This is a genomic window from Roseobacter sp. (genome assembly GCF_045106495.1).
In the GTDB taxonomy this organism is placed as follows: domain Bacteria; phylum Pseudomonadota; class Alphaproteobacteria; order Rhodobacterales; family Rhodobacteraceae; genus Roseobacter.
Genome location: NZ_JBGCEQ010000005.1, coordinates 59,174 through 74,821 on the forward strand (window position 1 = coordinate 59,174; position 15,648 = coordinate 74,821).

A 15,648-nucleotide genomic window follows, 5' to 3' on the forward strand; every position below is an offset into this window, starting at 1 on the left:
CGTCAGTCTTGTTATTGTTGCGGGCAGGGGTGCAGGTATTCCAACCTGCAAGAGGTAGCAGCGGGCAGGGGCGCGTCACTTTCTGCGCCCCTGCCCAAAAATGCATCAGCCGTCGATGCGATACCAGTCAGCAATGTTCCAGATTTCGCTGTCCCAGTCAGACATCTTCACGCCCCCGAGCGTGTTGCTGTGTGCCGATGGGTTGCCGCGGTGGATCAGCGGGATGATCGAATTGCTTTGCACCAGCATGTCGTTCATCTTTTTGGCCAATTCGCCCCGTTTAGCCAGATCGGAAGTTTGAGACATTTCTTCGACCAAGGCATCGTATTCAGGGTCGCAGAACCGCTGCATGTTGTTGCCCTGCCATTGGGTGTTCGGGCCCGGAATGTCCGCACAGACCCAATTGCCCATATAGGCCTCTGGATCGACGCCTGCGAAGTTGTTGGTGTACATTTCGACGTCTGCATAGAACTTCTGGAAGGTGTCCGGTGAGCCCGGGTCACTGCCAAAAAAGACCGAAGCGTCGATATTGCGCAGTTCTGTTTCCACGCCGATCTGGTTCCACCAGTCTTTGATCAAAGCCTGTGTGTCCTGACGTACAGCATTGGTTGATGTCTGGAACAGGATCGACAACTCGATGCCATCTTTGTCGCGCACACCATTGCCATTTGTGTCGACCCAACCTGCCTCGTCTAGCAATGCGTTGGCACCCTCGATATCCTGCACAAGGCAACCGTCATTGGCTGTTGAGGCATAGAGCTCTGGTGCAGGCAATACGTTACAGGTCGGTTGGCCGCCGGCACCATAGCCGATCTCATCAATCAGCGCCCGGTCGATGGCCATCGATAGTGCCTGACCAACTTTGGGGTCCGTAAGGAAAGGATGTTTGTTCTCACCACCCATATAAACAGAGCGTTGTTCCGGTCCAAGCTCTGGGCTGGCGTTGGTCTGGTTGATCATCAGCCGTTCCACGGATGTTCCATAGGCCGCGACAACAGTCCCTTTGCCCGCCTCTTCCATGCGCGCCAAAACGTCGGGCGCAAGTTGCAGGTTCCAAGCGTAGTCAAACTCACCTGTTTCCAGAACGGAACGCGCAGCCGCAGCTGCATCGCCGCCGCCTTTGAACGTCACGGTGGCGAAAGCCGGTTTGCCTTCTTCGCGGAAGTTGTCATTGGCAACGTATGTAATCACATCGTTTGGGCGGAATTCTGAAACCTTGAAGGGGCCGGTGCCGATAGGGCCAAAATTGGCGTCGGTGCATTCTGGAGCGCGTGCGCCAAGGCAGTCTTCAAATTGGGCTTTTTGCAAAATTGGCGATTCTGCTCCCACAAATGCCGTGTAGGGGAAAGGTTTGGGCGCATCGAATGAGATTTTGACGCCACGATCGCCGACAGCTTCGATACCCGAAATACCATCGAAATAGCTCAGCGAGGCACAGCCGCTTTCTGGATGCGTACAATATTCATAGGTAAACAGGATATCGTCTGCAGTCACCGCTGATCCATCTGACCATTGCAGGTCTTCTTTCAGCGTCCAGGTGATTGACGTCAGATCTTCGGCAACAGCGCCATTGTCGACGGTAGGGATGTCTTCGGCCAACCAGGGTACCATCTCGCCTTTTTCGTTGAAACGCGCGAGCGATTCCAGAATGAGGCTTGCCGCTTCGTTTTCCTTTGTGCCGCCTGACAGGAACGGGTTCAGCGTCGAGGGGGCCTGCCAATAAATAATATTGAGCTGGCCATCGCGGCCACGATCGCCTGAATGGCCATCTGCAAGTGCAAGAGGCGCAAGTGCTGATATCGCGACTGCCCCCATCAAAACAGTTTTGAGATTCATTTTATACTCCATGTTGGACACGTCAGTGCCGCTTTACGCCTCTTTTTCGCGACAGGCGCTTTTGTTTGGACCGAAGGCACCGCGATTAATTGCCCTAACGTAGCTAAATTACTTGGTTTTTGAGCAATCGTCCCGGTTGCACGTGCCTATCGAAGCATCTTTTTCGGAAAATGCAACCCTTGAGATGTTCGACTTTGTGACAACTCAACCACGCGGGTTTGACACTGCCTGTCTCTTGGCCTTAGCGTTCCGAAGTAACGAACATCAGGGGCGGCGATGCTGGATCAGGAACAAGAAGTCGGCGCTGTGCATCCGATCGCACAGATCAAGGGGCTGCGTGTAGAATTCCAGACCAAAGATGGGCCAGTGCTGGGTGTCGAAGATGTCTCATTTGATATCAACCCGGGAGAAACGGTATGTGTCGTGGGCGAGAGCGGCTCGGGCAAATCGGTGTCCTCCCTTTCACTGATGCGGCTCGTCGAATTCGGCGGCGGTGAAATCACCGGCGGGCAATTGTTGTTTGATCGCGCGGATGCAGATGATGTCGATCTCGCAACCATCGGCCGCGAAAAAATGCGTTCTATTCGCGGCAATGAAATCGGCATGATCTTTCAGGAACCGATGACCGCCCTGAACCCGGTCTTCACAGTAGGCCGCCAGCTGACCGAGGGCTTGCGGCTGCACAAGGGTATCAGCAAGGCGGAAGCCAACGCCCGGGCACTGGAATTGTTACGTGAGGTACGTATTCCTGAGCCGGAACGGCGTCTGGGACAATACCCGCACGAGCTGTCTGGTGGCATGCGTCAGCGTGTTGTGATTGCAATGGCGTTGGCCTGCAAACCGCGACTGTTGATCGCGGATGAGCCGACAACGGCGCTTGATGTGACCATACAGGCGGAAATTCTGGCGTTGATGGATCGGCTGAAGCGCGAAACCGGTACGGCAGTGATGTTTATTACCCATGATATGGCGGTGGTCGCCCAGATGGCGGATCGCGTTGTTGTCATGTTTCGGGGCAACAAGGTTGAAGAAGGCTCCGTTGCCGAGATTTTTGAAAACCCCAAACACGCCTACACCAAAGCTCTGTTGGCCGCGGTGCCCAAACTAGGTGAGATGCGGGGCAAAGCGCTCCCCGAACCGATGAAGCTTCTCGGTTCTGAAAATGACGCGATCCATCCCATTCCCGGCACGGACGAAGCGCTTTTAACCGTCAAGAACCTGACCACGCGCTTTCCGGTCAAGGGCGGGTTTTTCCGCAGAACGGTGGCCAATGTCCATGCTGTCGAAGACTTGTCTTTCACGATCAACAAGGGCCAGACATTGAGTCTTGTTGGCGAAAGCGGCTGCGGCAAATCCACCGCCGGGCGATCCATATTGCGACTGGTCGACCCGATGTCAGGTGCAGTGGATCTGGATGGCAAGGACATCATGTCGCTGGACCAAAATGCGCTCCGGAAAGCGCGGTTGGACATGCAAATGATCTTTCAGGACCCGTTTGCATCGCTCAACCCACAGATGCAGCTGTCTGATCAAGTGGCGGAACCGATCCATAACTATGGCACGCTCAAAGGATCAGCCGTACAGGACCGGGTCGGCATGTTGTTTGACCGCGTGGAATTGCCGCGGAGCTTCATGCGCCGCTTCCCCCATGAGCTTTCGGGAGGGCAGCGTCAGCGGGTGGCTATCGCTCGGGCTCTGGCTTTGAACCCCAAGTTGATCATTGCAGATGAGGCCGTCTCGGCGCTGGATGTTTCCGTGCAGGCGCAGGTGCTGAACCTGATGATGGAATTGCAGGCCGAACTGGGGCTGTCGTTTCTGTTCATCAGCCACGACATGGCGGTGGTTGAACGCGTCAGCCATCAGGTCGGTGTGATGTATCTGGGGCGCATCGTTGAGCTTGGATGGCGCGCGCAGGTGTTTGAAAATCCGCAGCATGCCTACACGCAAGCGTTGATGAAGGCGGTGCCGATTGCGGACCCGCGGCAACGAAAAGATGAAAAAGACCTGAACTTCAAACCGATCCCGTCCCCAATCCATCCGGCCAGTTACGAGCCGGAGAAATCCGTATACCGGGAGGTTGCGCCCGGCCACCTCGTGCTCGTAACTGATAGCGGGTATTGAGCGATGGCAAAGGATCGGCTGGCGCCGCTGGATATCATGCGGAAACTTGTGTCTTTTCCCACGGTCAGCCGTGACACGAACTTGCCGCTGATTGACTGGGTAGACGAGTACCTCAACTTCCACGGCATCGAAGCACATTTATATCGTGATCCGGATGAACCCAAGGCGGCGCTCTTTGCGCATGTAGGCCCTTGGGAAGAAGGGGCGGTGGTTCTGTCCGGGCACACCGATGTGGTGCCCGTGGATGGGCAAATTTGGGATACGGATCCTTTTGAAGTCGTTGAAAAGGAAGGTAAATACTTTGGGCGTGGCACCTGCGACATGAAAGGTTTCGACGCGCTGGCTGTCTGGGCTTTGGTCGAGGCGCATCATTCGGGTGTGAAAAGACCGTTGCAGATTGCTTTGAGTTTTGACGAAGAGATCGGCTGCACCGGCGCGCCGCCCATGATCAAGGCCATGCAGCCTGTTTTGCCGAAAGGCTCCGCCGTCATCGTTGGTGAACCATCCTCCATGCAGGCGGTCTCGGGTCACAAGGGCGGTGCCGGGTTCGATACCCATGTGCAAGGCTTTGAGGTACATAGTTCGCTGCTCGACCGCGGGGTCAGCGCGATCATGCATGGCGCTCACCTGATCGAATGGGCCAACCAGATGAACGCGCAAAACCAAAACGCAAAACCCAGCGACGTGGCCGCGATGTTTGATCCGCCTTTCACCACGGTTCATGTTGGCATGATCGAAGGCGGTACAGCCCATAACATTACAGCCAAGGACTGCAGGTTTTCCGTCGATTTTCGGGTTGTGCCTGGAGAATGCAAAACAACCTGGGAAGCGCGGTACCGCGCGCGCGTCGCAGAAGTGGAAGCCATGATGCAATCTGTTGTGCCAGATACCAAAATTGATGTGTCCCAGCGGTTCGATGTGCCCGCGCTGCAGCCCGAGCAAGACGGCGAGGCGGAAAGCCTGGCGCGCATTTTGACCGGCGACAATGCAAACCATGTGGTGAGTTATGGTACCGAAGCCGGTCAATTTCAGGAGGCCGGTTATTCTGCTGTGATCTGCGGGCCGGGCGATATTGCGCAGGCGCATCAACCCAATGAATACATTTCTGTAGCGGACTTCAATGCGGGTCATGCGTTCATGAAAAAGCTTGTGACGCGTCTGAACCAGTGAGCGCGGCGGTCTTGTCCACGTTTGATCGAGCCCGATTGGCGGAATTGATTTTTCCCGGCTTCGGGTCTCGCCGACAAAGGCAACGCAATTGACGCCCTTCCCCTTCTCTGACGCCACACCGTTACGCTACATGCGTGCTGCCCCTGAAAAGGCAGATGTGGTGGTGATTGGCGGCGGTGTGATTGGGGTATCGACCGCCCTTTTTCTGGCGCGCGCCGGCCACAAAGCGGTGTTGCTGGAAAAAGGGTGCATCGCCGGGGAGCAGTCCAGCCGCAACTGGGGGTGGATTCGACAGCAGGGGCGCGATCCGGATGAATTGCCGATCATGGTCGAAGCCAACCGCCTATGGCGCGAGCTGGCGGCGCAGACCAACGAGGACATCGGACTCACGATGGCGGGTGTGACCTACCTGGCGCGCACAAAAGAGCAGATGGCGCGCTATGAAGACTGGGTTTCTCACGCCCGCGAGCAAGGCGTGGACACGCGGTTGCTGACATCTTCTCAAGTGATCGAAAAACTGCCGGGCATGTCAAAGAAATACGTCGGTGCACTGCATACGGCGTCGGACATGCGCGCAGAGCCCTGGCGTGCCGTCCCCGCTCTGGCCGGGATCGCGGTGCGAGAAGGCGCGGTGATCGTCGAAAACTGTGCGGTGCGGTGTCTGGATGTCTCGAACGGAAGAGTTACAGGTGTTGTGACCGAAGCGGGACAGATCGCTGCGCCGGAAGTTGTTCTGGCTGGGGGAGCATGGTCTTCTCTCTTTTTGCGCAATCACGGAATCGCTTTGCCACAGCTGTCAGTCCGCGCAACTGTCGCAGCCACAACTGCTTTACCTGCTGTGGATCCGGGCGGTGTGGCGGATGACACACTTGCTTTTCGCCATCGGGCAGATGGGGGATACACTCTGGCGCCAGGCGGGTTCCATGAACTGTTTCTGGGCTGGGATGCACTGCGCGCGCTCCCCAAGTTTCTGACGCAGTTGCGATCAGATCCTTTTGGCACGAAGTTCTTGCCCGCGGCCCCGAAAGGGTATCCGGATGGATGGCGTACGCCTCGGCGCTGGTCCGCAGATGGTCCAAGCCCTTTTGAGACCATTCGCGTTCTGAGTCCTGAGCCCAATCTGGGACGTGCCAACAACCTGAAAACCCAATTCGCCTCTTTGTTTCCGGATTTGCCGGATTTTCGGTTGTCATGCGCTTGGGCCGGTATGATCGATACGATGCCGGATGTTGTGCCAGTGGTGGACCGGGTCACGGCATTACCCGGTTTGACCCTGGGCACTGGTATGAGTGGCCATGGATTTGGTATTGGTCCGGCAATGGGCCGCATCCTGGCAGATTTGGCGACGGGCAAAGCGCCGGATCACGACTTGACACGTTTTCGCATGTCGCGGTTTTCAGACGGCAGCAAAGTGGAACTGGGTCCAGGTTTGTAACGCAGGGGTCACTCGGCAAATTCGAACCGATCTGCTTGAAGACTTCGGTCTTACGTTTACAGTCGCACTGGGGCTGAATAAGACGTAAGCCGTATCATAGAGGCACCCGTCGTCGAAGGACTGGCATTCAGTCGCTCAATTGTTCGAAAGTCGTTTTGATATCATTAGGTCCGTCCGACCTTAAGGAGTAAAATCACATGGCCGTCAAAAACCGTTTTGCCGAACTGCATGATGAAATCACCGCATGGCGACGTGATCTTCATGCCCATCCTGAGTTGTTGTTTGACACGCATCGTACCTCGGCTCTGGTGGCTGAAAAGCTCAGGTCCTTTGGTTGTGATGAGGTGGTTACTGGTATCGGGCGCACCGGAGTTGTTGGGGTGATCAAGGGTCGTGCGGATACATCGGGCAAGGTGGTAGGCCTGCGGGCCGATATGGATGCGCTGCCCATTCACGAACAGACGGGTGTTGACTATGCGTCAAAAACGCCCGGTGCCATGCACGCCTGTGGACACGATGGTCATACAGCGATGCTGCTTGGAGCGGCAAAATATCTGGCTGAGACGCGTAACTTCGATGGGACTGCTGTTGTGATCTTCCAACCTGCAGAAGAGGGCGGCGCTGGCGGGCGCGAGATGTGCGAAGACGGCATGATGGCGCGTTTTGGCATTCAGGAAGTTTACGGCATGCACAACTGGCCCGGTAAACCTATGGGTAGTTTTTCGATCCGTCCCGGCGCATTTTTCGCGGCCACCGATGTTTTCGATATCGAAATCGAGGGTTTGGGCGGACATGCTGCCAAGCCGCATGAAACGGTGGATACAACTGTGGTGGCAAGCCACATCGTGATTGCTTTGCAGACGATTGCGAGCCGCTATGCGGACCCTGTTGATCAGGTTGTTGTTTCTGTGACTTCTTTTGAGACTTCGTCCAACGCCTTCAATGTCATCCCGCAGAAGGTCATGCTCAAAGGCACCGTGCGCACAATGACCGAGCAGATGCGCGACCTTGCTGAAATGCGGCTGAACAAAATTGCAACCGGCGTCGCCGAAAGCTTTGGCGCGCAGGCGCAGGTAGACTATGAGCGAAACTACCCGGTCATGGTTAACCACACAGCGCAAACCGAATTTGCCGCGAAAGTAGCTGCGCAGGTTGCAGGGTCTTGTGACGAGGCACCTTTAATCATGGGCGGCGAAGACTTTGCTTTTATGCTGGAAGAAAGACCCGGCGCTTACATTCTGGTGGGTAACGGGCCCGGGGCCGCGGTGCACCACCCTGAATATAATTTCAATGATGAAGCGATCCCCGCAGGATGCAGTTGGTGGGCCGAAATCGTTGAGCAGCGCCTACCTGCGTCGAGGTAGGGTGTCTGAATCCAGTGTTGGGCTATTCGGCCAGGAGCTTGCGATAGACAGCGATGATTGAGGCCGCTTCCTGCTCGATCCTGAAATTATCGACCACAGAGGCGCGCGCCGCCACTGACATCTTTTGAAGTTTCTCGGGGTTAGCCAGAATGCGCCCGACGCGATCGGCTATTCCAGCAACGTCTTCGATCTCTACAAGATGTCCGGTCTGGCCTTCGGTGATCAGTTCTTCGAAAGCACCGACCTTTGTGGCGACAACCGGCGCGCCGCAAGACATGGCCTCCAAAGGGGTGAGGCCAAAGCCCTCCCACCTTTGGGGCGCCACGTAGAGATCCAGCGCCTGAAAATGCCGTTCGAGATCAGCAATTGGTACTTCGTCACGAAACAGAATGCGCTCGCTCAAACCGGCTTCTGCGACGTCGTTTTTGAGCTTGGTCAGATAGTCTTGATGCTCGTTTGTTGCGCGCCCCATGATCAATGCCTTGGCATCGGGATTTGTCGCAAATACTTCGATCATCGCCGCGACAAAAAGGTCATTGCCTTTTTGATGCCGGATGCGCCCGTAACACCCGATAAGTGGCCCTCGAGCGGGTAAGTCAAGCTCCTCTCGCAATGCTTCACGATCCTTAACGGGTTGAAACCGTTTACAATCCACGCCGTGCCGGATGACCGTTGCGTCACGTTCCAAGTAGCTGGCCGATTTGGCCGAGGTCGCGATAACAGCGTCCATTTGGCGGATCAGCCAGCGGGTAAAGCCGGTGTGACGGCGTTGCGCGGCAGACGTGAAAAGGAGCTTTAAGCGCTTGCCCGCTAGATGTTTCAAAGCCAGCCCGGCCACCATTTCCACGTTCCGGCGCGCGTGCCAAACGCGCGGCCCTGAGGGTCCATTGCGCGGCAGACTTAGAAGTTTTCCTGGTCTGAGATTGGGAACCTCGGAGGGCAGTTCCGGCGCACAGGCGACAATCCTGATGTCACTGGCCTGCAGCGGCACAAGTCGGATCACAGTGGAAGTGACACCAGAGTGGCGGCGTTTGAAGTTCGGCGCGATTACCTCGATGTCCTTCAGCGCAGGCACTTGTGCCGATGCGGTGTTCATCGACTTTCGTCCTTTAACTTGAGAATATGTATGAGGCGTTCAGCAATGCTGCCCAACTCGTCTGATTTGCCCTGAACGAAGGCCCGAGCTGCGGTAAGGCAAGACGCGCGATGTGCCTCATCCTTCATGAGGCGATCTGTTGCAGCGGCCAGCGAAGCGGTATCGGACACAATTTCTACTGCGCCGGTTTCCGTCATTTGAGAATAGGTTTCCGCAAAATTCGTAACATGCGGTCCCGACAATACGGCTGCGTTTGATTGAACCACTTCATAAGGGTTATGTCCGCCGATGGGTAACAACGACCCCCCTAAAAATACGGTTTCGGTAAGCGTATACCAACTGCCCAATTCGCCCAGAGTATCGGCCAGGTAAACCGAGTTGTTTTCCCTGGGCAGTGTTTCCTGTGAGCGGATCGTATAGGACAGACCACTCTTTGCGATAAGTTTAGATATCTCTGCGCTGCGGGCAGGGTGGCGCGGAACTAGGATCAGTAACAAGTCCGGCATGCTTTTCAAAAGCGTGCGATGCGCATCAAGAACAATTGTCTCTTCGCCTTCATGGGTCGAGGCGGCAACCCAAACCGGACGTGCCTTGATCGCTGTGCGGATCTGCGCCAGCACGATGGGATCTTGCGGCAGGGGGCTCGACAGTGATTTGAGGTTTGTGCCCCGCGCAACCCGCTCAACCGGTGCATGCATGTCGACCATGGCCTGAGCCATTTCATCGTTTTGGGTCAGGATAAGGTCAAATACATCCAGCACATAGGCGGCAAAGGCGGGTTTGCTGGCCCAAGCGGCGCGGGATTTTGCGCTCAGACGTGCATTGACCAGGGCCATAGTCGCGCCTCGCTCACGTGTCATGCGGAGCATGCGCGGCCACAATTCACTTTCAACAAAAATCGCCGCCGCAGGGCGCCAGTGCCGCAAAAACCGAGTAAGTGGACCGCGCGCATCTAACGGCGCGAATTGATGTACGGTACGAGGCGGCATCCGCTCGGCAACCAGTTTGGCGGAAGTCGGCGTTCCGGAGGTGATCAGGAAGTGCGCGCGGGGCAACATTTCACCCATCTTTGTGATCAGCGCCAGCACCGACAGGCTTTCGCCCACAGAAGCCGCGTGAAACCAGATAAGGTCGCCTGATCCTATTCGCGGTTCGCTGGCATGGCCCATTTTTTCATGTGCGCGCAGGGCTGATATACCCTGTTTGCGCAGTTTTCGGATCTCGGACCAGGCCGCAAAAGGAGCCAATAAGACGGTCACCGCCACATAAAGGTGAAAGAGCGGCGGCGTGCGCATGGGTGCAATCAGCCGCCTGTATGGCTCATGTGCCGCGGCATTTGCCCGTCCAGCCGCTGGCGGGAATAATCGAAATCATGCCCTTTGGGTTTAAGCCTGATAGCGGCACGTATGGCTTCTTCCAGCGGGGCATTGTCATCCGGGTGTGCCCGCAATGGCGCGCGCAGATCTGCCGCGTCCTCTTGTCCAAGACACATGAAAATCTCGCCCGTGCAGGTCAGTCTTACCCGGTTGCAGCTTTCACAGAAATTGTGGCTCAGCGGTGTGATAAACCCGATCTTCTGCCCTGTCTCCTCAAGACGTACATATCGGGCCGGGCCACCAGTGCGCTCTGCAAGATCCGTGACCGTATAGTGTTCGGCATAGCGCGCGCGCACATCTTTGAGCGACCAGTATTGCCCCAGGCGGTCTTCGTTTCCGATGTCGCCCATTGGCATCACTTCGATCCAGGTCAGATCAATGTCACGATCTGCACACCAAGCGGTGATATCAGGCAGTTCTGGCTCGTTGAAGCCTTTTAGAGCAACTGCGTTCAGCTTAACCCGCATACCTGCTGCCTGGGCCGCATCGATACCGCGCAACACCTGCGGCAAACGGCCCCACCGCGTGATATCTGCAAATTTGGTCTCATCCAAAGTATCCAACGACACGTTTACCCGGCGCACACCGGCGGCGTACAGGTCCTCGGCGAAACGTTCCAATTGACTGCCATTGGTCGTTAGGGTCAGCTCTTTAAGGGCGCCGCTTTCGAGATGCCGGGACATGCTGTTGAAGAATGTCATGATGCCTTTGCGCACCAATGGTTCCCCGCCGGTGATGCGCAGTTTTTCGACACCCAAACCGATGAAGGTTGAACACATGCGATCCAATTCTTCGAGAGTCAGCAGTTCCTTTTTTGGCAGGAAGGTCATGTTTTCCGACATGCAATAGACACAGCGAAAATCGCAGCGGTCCGTGACCGATACCCGGAGGTATGTGATGGCGCGGGCAAATGGGTCGATCAAAGGAGTATTCATGTAACGATAGTTAATGCGGCAGGGCATAGGCAGCAAGAGGTTAACAGCATTGATGGTTGTAGATCTCTGTGCTTTAGACGACAGCATGAAGATGAATAGGTTTTTTCTCGCGGCTTTATGTGTCGGGATTTCCGGCTGTTCCGAGCTCAATCAACTGAATATCGCACTGGGCGGACCCGACAATTTACTGGCGCAGCCTGAGGCAGGAGTGGCCGGGCCCTTGTCGCAGTCAGCAGCTGCGACTGCAGAAACATTGGATCAAACCACTGAAATGGAGCGCACAGCCGCTGCACAACCCATTCGTGAAAGTCGCAATCTAGGCCAAACCACCGCCTCGCTGGGCAGTGCGGCTGAGCCCGGATTTTGGCTTAAAACACCGCTGGTTTCGAAGGAAACGTCAGGGCAGGTTACAAATCCTATTACCGGGAAATCGGTTGCGGTTGCTTTGCTTCCTATCGAGGGCCCCGCAACAGCAGGCAGCCGCATTTCCTTGGCTGCAATGCGCATTCTGGAGGTCAATCTGACCGATCTTGTGGTTCTCGACGTATCTCTTTGATATTACGAGTTTTCAGGGGCGATAACATGCGTCGGTGCACCATCGATGGTTTGGCGATTGCGCGTGTCCCAATAGTCGGCGATGCCTTCCGGCCCTTTGTCTTCGGCCCAGTTTTTGAGAACGTCGCGCTCGTCGACGTAGTCCATAAAGGGCACCGCATATCCGCAGCTGGTCTGCACCATGTTAATGGACAGATCGTATATTTGTCGTGCGCCATTGGACGTCTGGAAAAGCGCGTTGAGTTCTGCGAAATCACCATCCCGAGGATGCAGAGTGCGCGCAGTCCCATAAGTGCGCAAAATCATCGGCTTTGTCTCAAACCCGCACCACATTAGCGTCATTCGATTCACCTGCGCCAAATGCCCGGCCGTCTCGTTGCCTGATCCGGTTAGATTGCGCCAAACGATCCGGTCGGGCCCCAGAACTCTCAGGCTATCCATGCCCTTGGGGGACACGTTGACCTGCCCGGTTCCTGCAGCCGTACCAACAAAAAAGATGTGCTGGGCTGCGATAAACCGCGTTAGCGCATCGCTCAAATGGTCGTATTGAGTGGCCATGATCTATTCCACTGTCACAGATTTCGCGAGATTTCGAGGTTGGTCGACGTCTGTGCCCTTGGCAACAGCTGTGTGGTACGCAAGGAGTTGCGCCGGAATGGCATATAGCAAAGGGGTCAGCGCATCCGGCACAGATGGCAGTTCGATGGTCGCGAAAGCACCTTCACCAGCCTCCTCCAGCCCTTGACGGTCAGAGATCAGAATGACACGCCCTTTGCGCGCCATGACCTCCTGCATGTTGCTCACCGTCTTGTCAAAAAGCGCATCACGCGGTGCCATCACCACCACCGGAACTGACTTGTCGACAAGGGCAATGGGGCCGTGTTTAAGCTCTCCTGACGCATAAGCTTCAGCGTGTATATAGCTGATTTCTTTTAATTTAAGTGCGCCCTCATGCGCTAAGGGGAACATCAAGCCGCGTCCCAGAAAGAGCACGTCGCGGGCTTCCGCAAGTTGTAGTGCGGCTTTTTGCATGGCCGGGCTTGTCTCCAGCGCGGTGCTCAGGATGCCCGGCATGCTGCGTAGCGCAGAGAGGTGATCCGCAAGCACATCCGCTTCGATCACGCCGCGATCCTGTGCCGCTTTCAATGCCAAAAGAAACAGGACCGTAAGCTGGCAGGTAAAGGCCTTGGTCGATGCGACACCCACCTCTACGCCCGCGTGAATGGGTAGGACCAGATCACTTTCACGCGCGATAGAGCTTTCAGGTACATTGACGACCGATACGATGCGCTCCGCCTTGCCTTGGCAATATCTCAACGCGGCTAATGTGTCGGCCGTTTCGCCAGACTGGCTGACGAAGAGAGCGGCGGTGCGGGCCGGAACAGGCGGCTCACGGTATCGGAATTCCGAGGCCACATCGACGTCCACCGGCATGCGCGCAATCTGCTCGAACCAGTATTTGGCGGTGAGGCAGGCATAAGAGGCTGTGCCGCAGGCCACCATTGTCAAACGATCCAGGCTTGAGAAGTCGAGGCCAGGGTCCGGCAAGGTGATCTGATCCCCATTCAAAATGTAATGTCCCAGTGCTTCGCTGATCACAGTGGGCTGTTCGGCGATCTCTTTGGCCATGAAGTGTTTGTGGCCTGCCTTGTCGATCTGTGTATCACCCACCTGCACAGTTTTAATTGCACGGTTGGCCAAATTGCCGCGGATGTCGCGCACTTCGACGGAGCTGCGGGTCACAACCGCTCGGTCGCCTTCTTCAAGATAGCTGATGCGGTCCGTCAGAGGGGAAAGTGCAATGGCGTCTGACCCCACGAACATTTCTCCGGTTCCATGACCGATCGCCAGTGGAGATCCCTTGCGCGCGGCAACGATCAGATCGTCCTCGCCGGAAAACAGGAAGGCCAATGCGAACGCGCCGTCCAGCCTGTCCAGTGTTTTGTTTGCCGCTTCGACCGGGCCCATGCCCTCTGACATGTACCGTTCCGTCAGCAAGGCGATGGTCTCAGTATCGGTCTGGGTGACGAATTCGATGCCCAGCTCTGCGAGCTCAGCCCGCAGCTCACGGAAGTTTTCGATGATCCCATTGTGTACGACAGCCACACGGCCTGCCTGATGGGGGTGCGCGTTTTCGACCGTTGGCGCGCCATGCGTCGCCCAGCGGGTGTGGCCAATGCCTGACTTGCCTGTCAGCGGTTCATGCACCAGCAAATCCGAGAGATTGACCAGTTTGCCAACGGCGCGACGCCGGTCTAGGACACCGTTGGCGACCGTGGCGATGCCTGCACTGTCGTAGCCGCGGTATTCCAGGCGTTTTAGCGCTTCGACAAGGATTGGCGCCACTTCGTGGTCGCCTAGTACCCCAACAATTCCACACATTTTAGCTGCCTCTTTGGAGTTTAGCCTTCTTGGCCTTTAACATTTTCAACAATTTGGCCGCCATGCCCGGTTTTTCGACCTGTGGCGCGCGGGCAATGGCCAAAGCGTCCGCTTCGACGTCAGATGTAATGACAGACCCGCTGCCGGTCATCGATCCGTTGTCCAGAACGACAGGGGCGACCAACATGGTATTTGACCCTACGAAAACATTGTCGCCGATGTCGGTATGGTGCTTCATTACGCCATCATAGTTGCAGGTAATGGTCCCGGCCCCAATGTTTGTGTTGCGTCCCAGTGTTGCGTCCCCGATGTAGCTCAGGTGATTGACCTTGGTGCCTTCGCCAATGCGGGCATTCTTGATTTCAACGAAATTTCCGACGCGTGTGTTTTCGCTCAACTCGGCACCGGGTCGCAACCGCGCATAAGGCCCAACGATGGCGCCTCGTGCCACGTGACAGCCCTCAAGGTGCGAAAACGCCCGGACCGTTGCACCGGATTCGATTGTGACCCCTGGGCCAAAGACAACATTTGGTTCCACAACTGCGTCGCGGCCGAGCACCGTGTCATAAGCGAAGTAGACCGTGTCTGGCGCTGTCAGCGTCACCCCGTTGGCCAGGGCAGTAGCGCGGGCGCGGGCCTGATACGCTGCCTCGGCGGCGGCGAGATCGGCGCGGCTGTCGATCCCGAGCGTTTCGGCCTCGTCACATTTAACTGCCGTCACCGAGAGACCTCGGGCGTTCGCCAATGCCACGATTTCGGTTAGGTAGTATTCGCCTGAGGCGTTGTCATTGCCCACCTCGGCAATCAGCTCAAAGAGCAACTGCGCATTACACCGTAACATCCCGCTGTTGGTGAACCGTATGGCGCGTTCGTCTTCCGTTGCATCTTTGTATTCGACGATGCGCAACAATTGGTCATCCTGCATGACCAGCCGCCCGTAGCGGGGTTGCACCTCGGCGATGTCGAACCCAAGCACGACCATATCATGATCAGCTCGCGCAGCGAGCATGCGCTCCAATGTCTCCGCTTCCAAAAACGGCGTATCGCCAAATAGGACGGCAACGTCGCCCTCAAACCCGTCCAACGCCGTGCGGGCCTGGTCGACCGCATGTGCCGTACCCAGCTGTTCGGTTTGCAAGACCAAATCAACCGAGGCATCGAGACCGAAAGCGGCGCGCTGCACCTGATCGGCGCCATGCCCTGCTACAATAACGGTTTTTTCAGGTTCGAGACGCGCGCCTGCCTGCATTGCATGGGCCAAAAGCGGCGCTCCAGCGAGTGGTTGCAAAACCTTTGGCAGTTCCGAGTTCATACGGGTGCCTTTGCCTGCAGCCAAAATGACCAATGCGGTTTTCATAAGGTTTCTCTTTGTGTTCTG

Annotated in this window: 12 protein-coding genes; 5 read left to right on the top strand and 7 right to left on the bottom strand. The window is 56.4% G+C overall.

The features are described from left to right. Positions 1–105 precede the first annotated feature (105 nt). Positions 106–1,836, bottom strand: a complete 1,731-nt coding sequence (locus AB8B75_RS05165) for a peptide ABC transporter substrate-binding protein (RefSeq protein WP_405360366.1) — start codon at positions 1,834–1,836, stop codon at positions 106–108. A gap of 276 nt (positions 1,837–2,112) precedes the next feature. On the opposite strand from AB8B75_RS05165, the gene AB8B75_RS05170 reads away from it, so the two are divergent. The 4 genes from AB8B75_RS05170 (at position 2,113) to AB8B75_RS05185 (ending at position 7,926) form a co-directional block, all read left to right on the top strand. Further along, on the top strand, positions 2,113–3,957 hold the full coding sequence (locus AB8B75_RS05170; RefSeq protein ID WP_405360367.1) for an ABC transporter ATP-binding protein: 1,845 nt from the start codon (positions 2,113–2,115) through the stop codon (positions 3,955–3,957). A gap of 3 nt (positions 3,958–3,960) precedes the next feature. Next, positions 3,961–5,127: an acetylornithine deacetylase gene (gene argE / locus AB8B75_RS05175; protein WP_405360369.1), complete on the top strand. Its 1,167-nt coding sequence runs from the start codon at positions 3,961–3,963 to the stop codon at positions 5,125–5,127. Between the two features lie 88 nt (positions 5,128–5,215). Beyond that, the gene (locus AB8B75_RS05180; protein ID WP_405360371.1) at positions 5,216–6,562 is read left to right on the top strand and encodes an NAD(P)/FAD-dependent oxidoreductase; all 1,347 of its coding nucleotides are present in this window, start codon (positions 5,216–5,218) and stop codon (positions 6,560–6,562) included. A gap of 197 nt (positions 6,563–6,759) precedes the next feature. Further along, positions 6,760–7,926 (top strand): M20 aminoacylase family protein, encoded by a 1,167-nt coding sequence (locus AB8B75_RS05185; RefSeq protein ID WP_405360372.1) that lies wholly within the window; start codon positions 6,760–6,762, stop codon positions 7,924–7,926. A gap of 22 nt (positions 7,927–7,948) precedes the next feature. Here the strand turns inward: AB8B75_RS05185 and AB8B75_RS05190 are convergent, their stop codons facing one another. Genes AB8B75_RS05190 through moaA form a run of 3 tightly spaced genes read right to left on the bottom strand, consistent with a single transcriptional unit; the run spans position 7,949 to position 11,333 of the window. Further along, a complete protein-coding gene (locus AB8B75_RS05190; RefSeq protein WP_405360373.1) occupies positions 7,949–9,022 on the bottom strand; it encodes a glycosyltransferase family 4 protein in 1,074 nt (357 codons plus the stop codon). Beyond that, positions 9,019–10,317 (bottom strand): 3-deoxy-D-manno-octulosonic acid transferase, encoded by a 1,299-nt coding sequence (locus tag AB8B75_RS05195; protein WP_405360374.1) that lies wholly within the window; start codon positions 10,315–10,317, stop codon positions 9,019–9,021. Before AB8B75_RS05195 ends, AB8B75_RS05190 begins: the two co-directional genes overlap by 4 nt. 8 nt (positions 10,318–10,325) lie before the next feature. Then, a complete protein-coding gene (gene moaA / locus AB8B75_RS05200) occupies positions 10,326–11,333 on the bottom strand; it encodes a GTP 3',8-cyclase MoaA (RefSeq protein WP_405360376.1) in 1,008 nt (335 codons plus the stop codon). Positions 11,334–11,424: 91 nt separating this feature from the next. On the opposite strand from moaA, the gene AB8B75_RS05205 reads away from it, so the two are divergent. Then, entirely contained in the window at positions 11,425–11,889 is a 465-nt protein-coding gene (locus AB8B75_RS05205; protein WP_405360377.1) for a hypothetical protein, read from the top strand. 2 nt (positions 11,890–11,891) lie between these two features. Here the strand turns inward: AB8B75_RS05205 and AB8B75_RS05210 are convergent, their stop codons facing one another. Genes AB8B75_RS05210 through glmU form a run of 3 tightly spaced genes read right to left on the bottom strand, consistent with a single transcriptional unit; the run spans position 11,892 to position 15,627 of the window. Continuing rightward, a complete protein-coding gene (locus AB8B75_RS05210; RefSeq protein WP_405360378.1) occupies positions 11,892–12,446 on the bottom strand; it encodes a pyridoxamine 5'-phosphate oxidase family protein in 555 nt (184 codons plus the stop codon). Positions 12,447–12,449: 3 nt separating this feature from the next. Continuing rightward, positions 12,450–14,270, bottom strand: coding sequence for a glutamine--fructose-6-phosphate transaminase (isomerizing) (gene glmS, locus AB8B75_RS05215; protein WP_405360380.1), 1,821 nt, complete (start codon positions 14,268–14,270; stop codon positions 12,450–12,452). 1 nt (position 14,271) lies between these two features. Further along, positions 14,272–15,627, bottom strand: coding sequence for a bifunctional UDP-N-acetylglucosamine diphosphorylase/glucosamine-1-phosphate N-acetyltransferase GlmU (glmU, locus tag AB8B75_RS05220; RefSeq protein WP_405360381.1), 1,356 nt, complete (start codon positions 15,625–15,627; stop codon positions 14,272–14,274). Positions 15,628–15,648 lie beyond the last annotated feature (21 nt).

Bases quoted from the DNA above. Each gene is read 5' to 3' on its own strand.
- AB8B75_RS05165 (WP_405360366.1), bottom strand. From the start codon at position 1,836: ATGAATCTCAAAACTGTTTTGATGGGGGCAGTCGCGATATCAGCACTT.
- AB8B75_RS05195 (WP_405360374.1), bottom strand. From the start codon at position 10,317: ATGCGCACGCCGCCGCTCTTTCACCTTTATGTGGCGGTGACCGTCTTA.
- argE (WP_405360369.1), top strand. From the start codon at position 3,961: ATGGCAAAGGATCGGCTGGCGCCGCTGGATATCATGCGGAAACTTGTG.
- moaA (WP_405360376.1), bottom strand. From the start codon at position 11,333: ATGAATACTCCTTTGATCGACCCATTTGCCCGCGCCATCACATACCTC.
- glmS (WP_405360380.1), bottom strand. From the start codon at position 14,270: ATGTGTGGAATTGTTGGGGTACTAGGCGACCACGAAGTGGCGCCAATC.
- AB8B75_RS05210 (WP_405360378.1), bottom strand. From the start codon at position 12,446: ATGGCCACTCAATACGACCATTTGAGCGATGCGCTAACGCGGTTTATC.
- AB8B75_RS05185 (WP_405360372.1), top strand. From the start codon at position 6,760: ATGGCCGTCAAAAACCGTTTTGCCGAACTGCATGATGAAATCACCGCA.
- glmU (WP_405360381.1), bottom strand. From the start codon at position 15,627: ATGAAAACCGCATTGGTCATTTTGGCTGCAGGCAAAGGCACCCGTATG.
- AB8B75_RS05205 (WP_405360377.1), top strand. From the start codon at position 11,425: ATGAATAGGTTTTTTCTCGCGGCTTTATGTGTCGGGATTTCCGGCTGT.
- AB8B75_RS05170 (WP_405360367.1), top strand. From the start codon at position 2,113: ATGCTGGATCAGGAACAAGAAGTCGGCGCTGTGCATCCGATCGCACAG.
- AB8B75_RS05190 (WP_405360373.1), bottom strand. From the start codon at position 9,022: ATGAACACCGCATCGGCACAAGTGCCTGCGCTGAAGGACATCGAGGTA.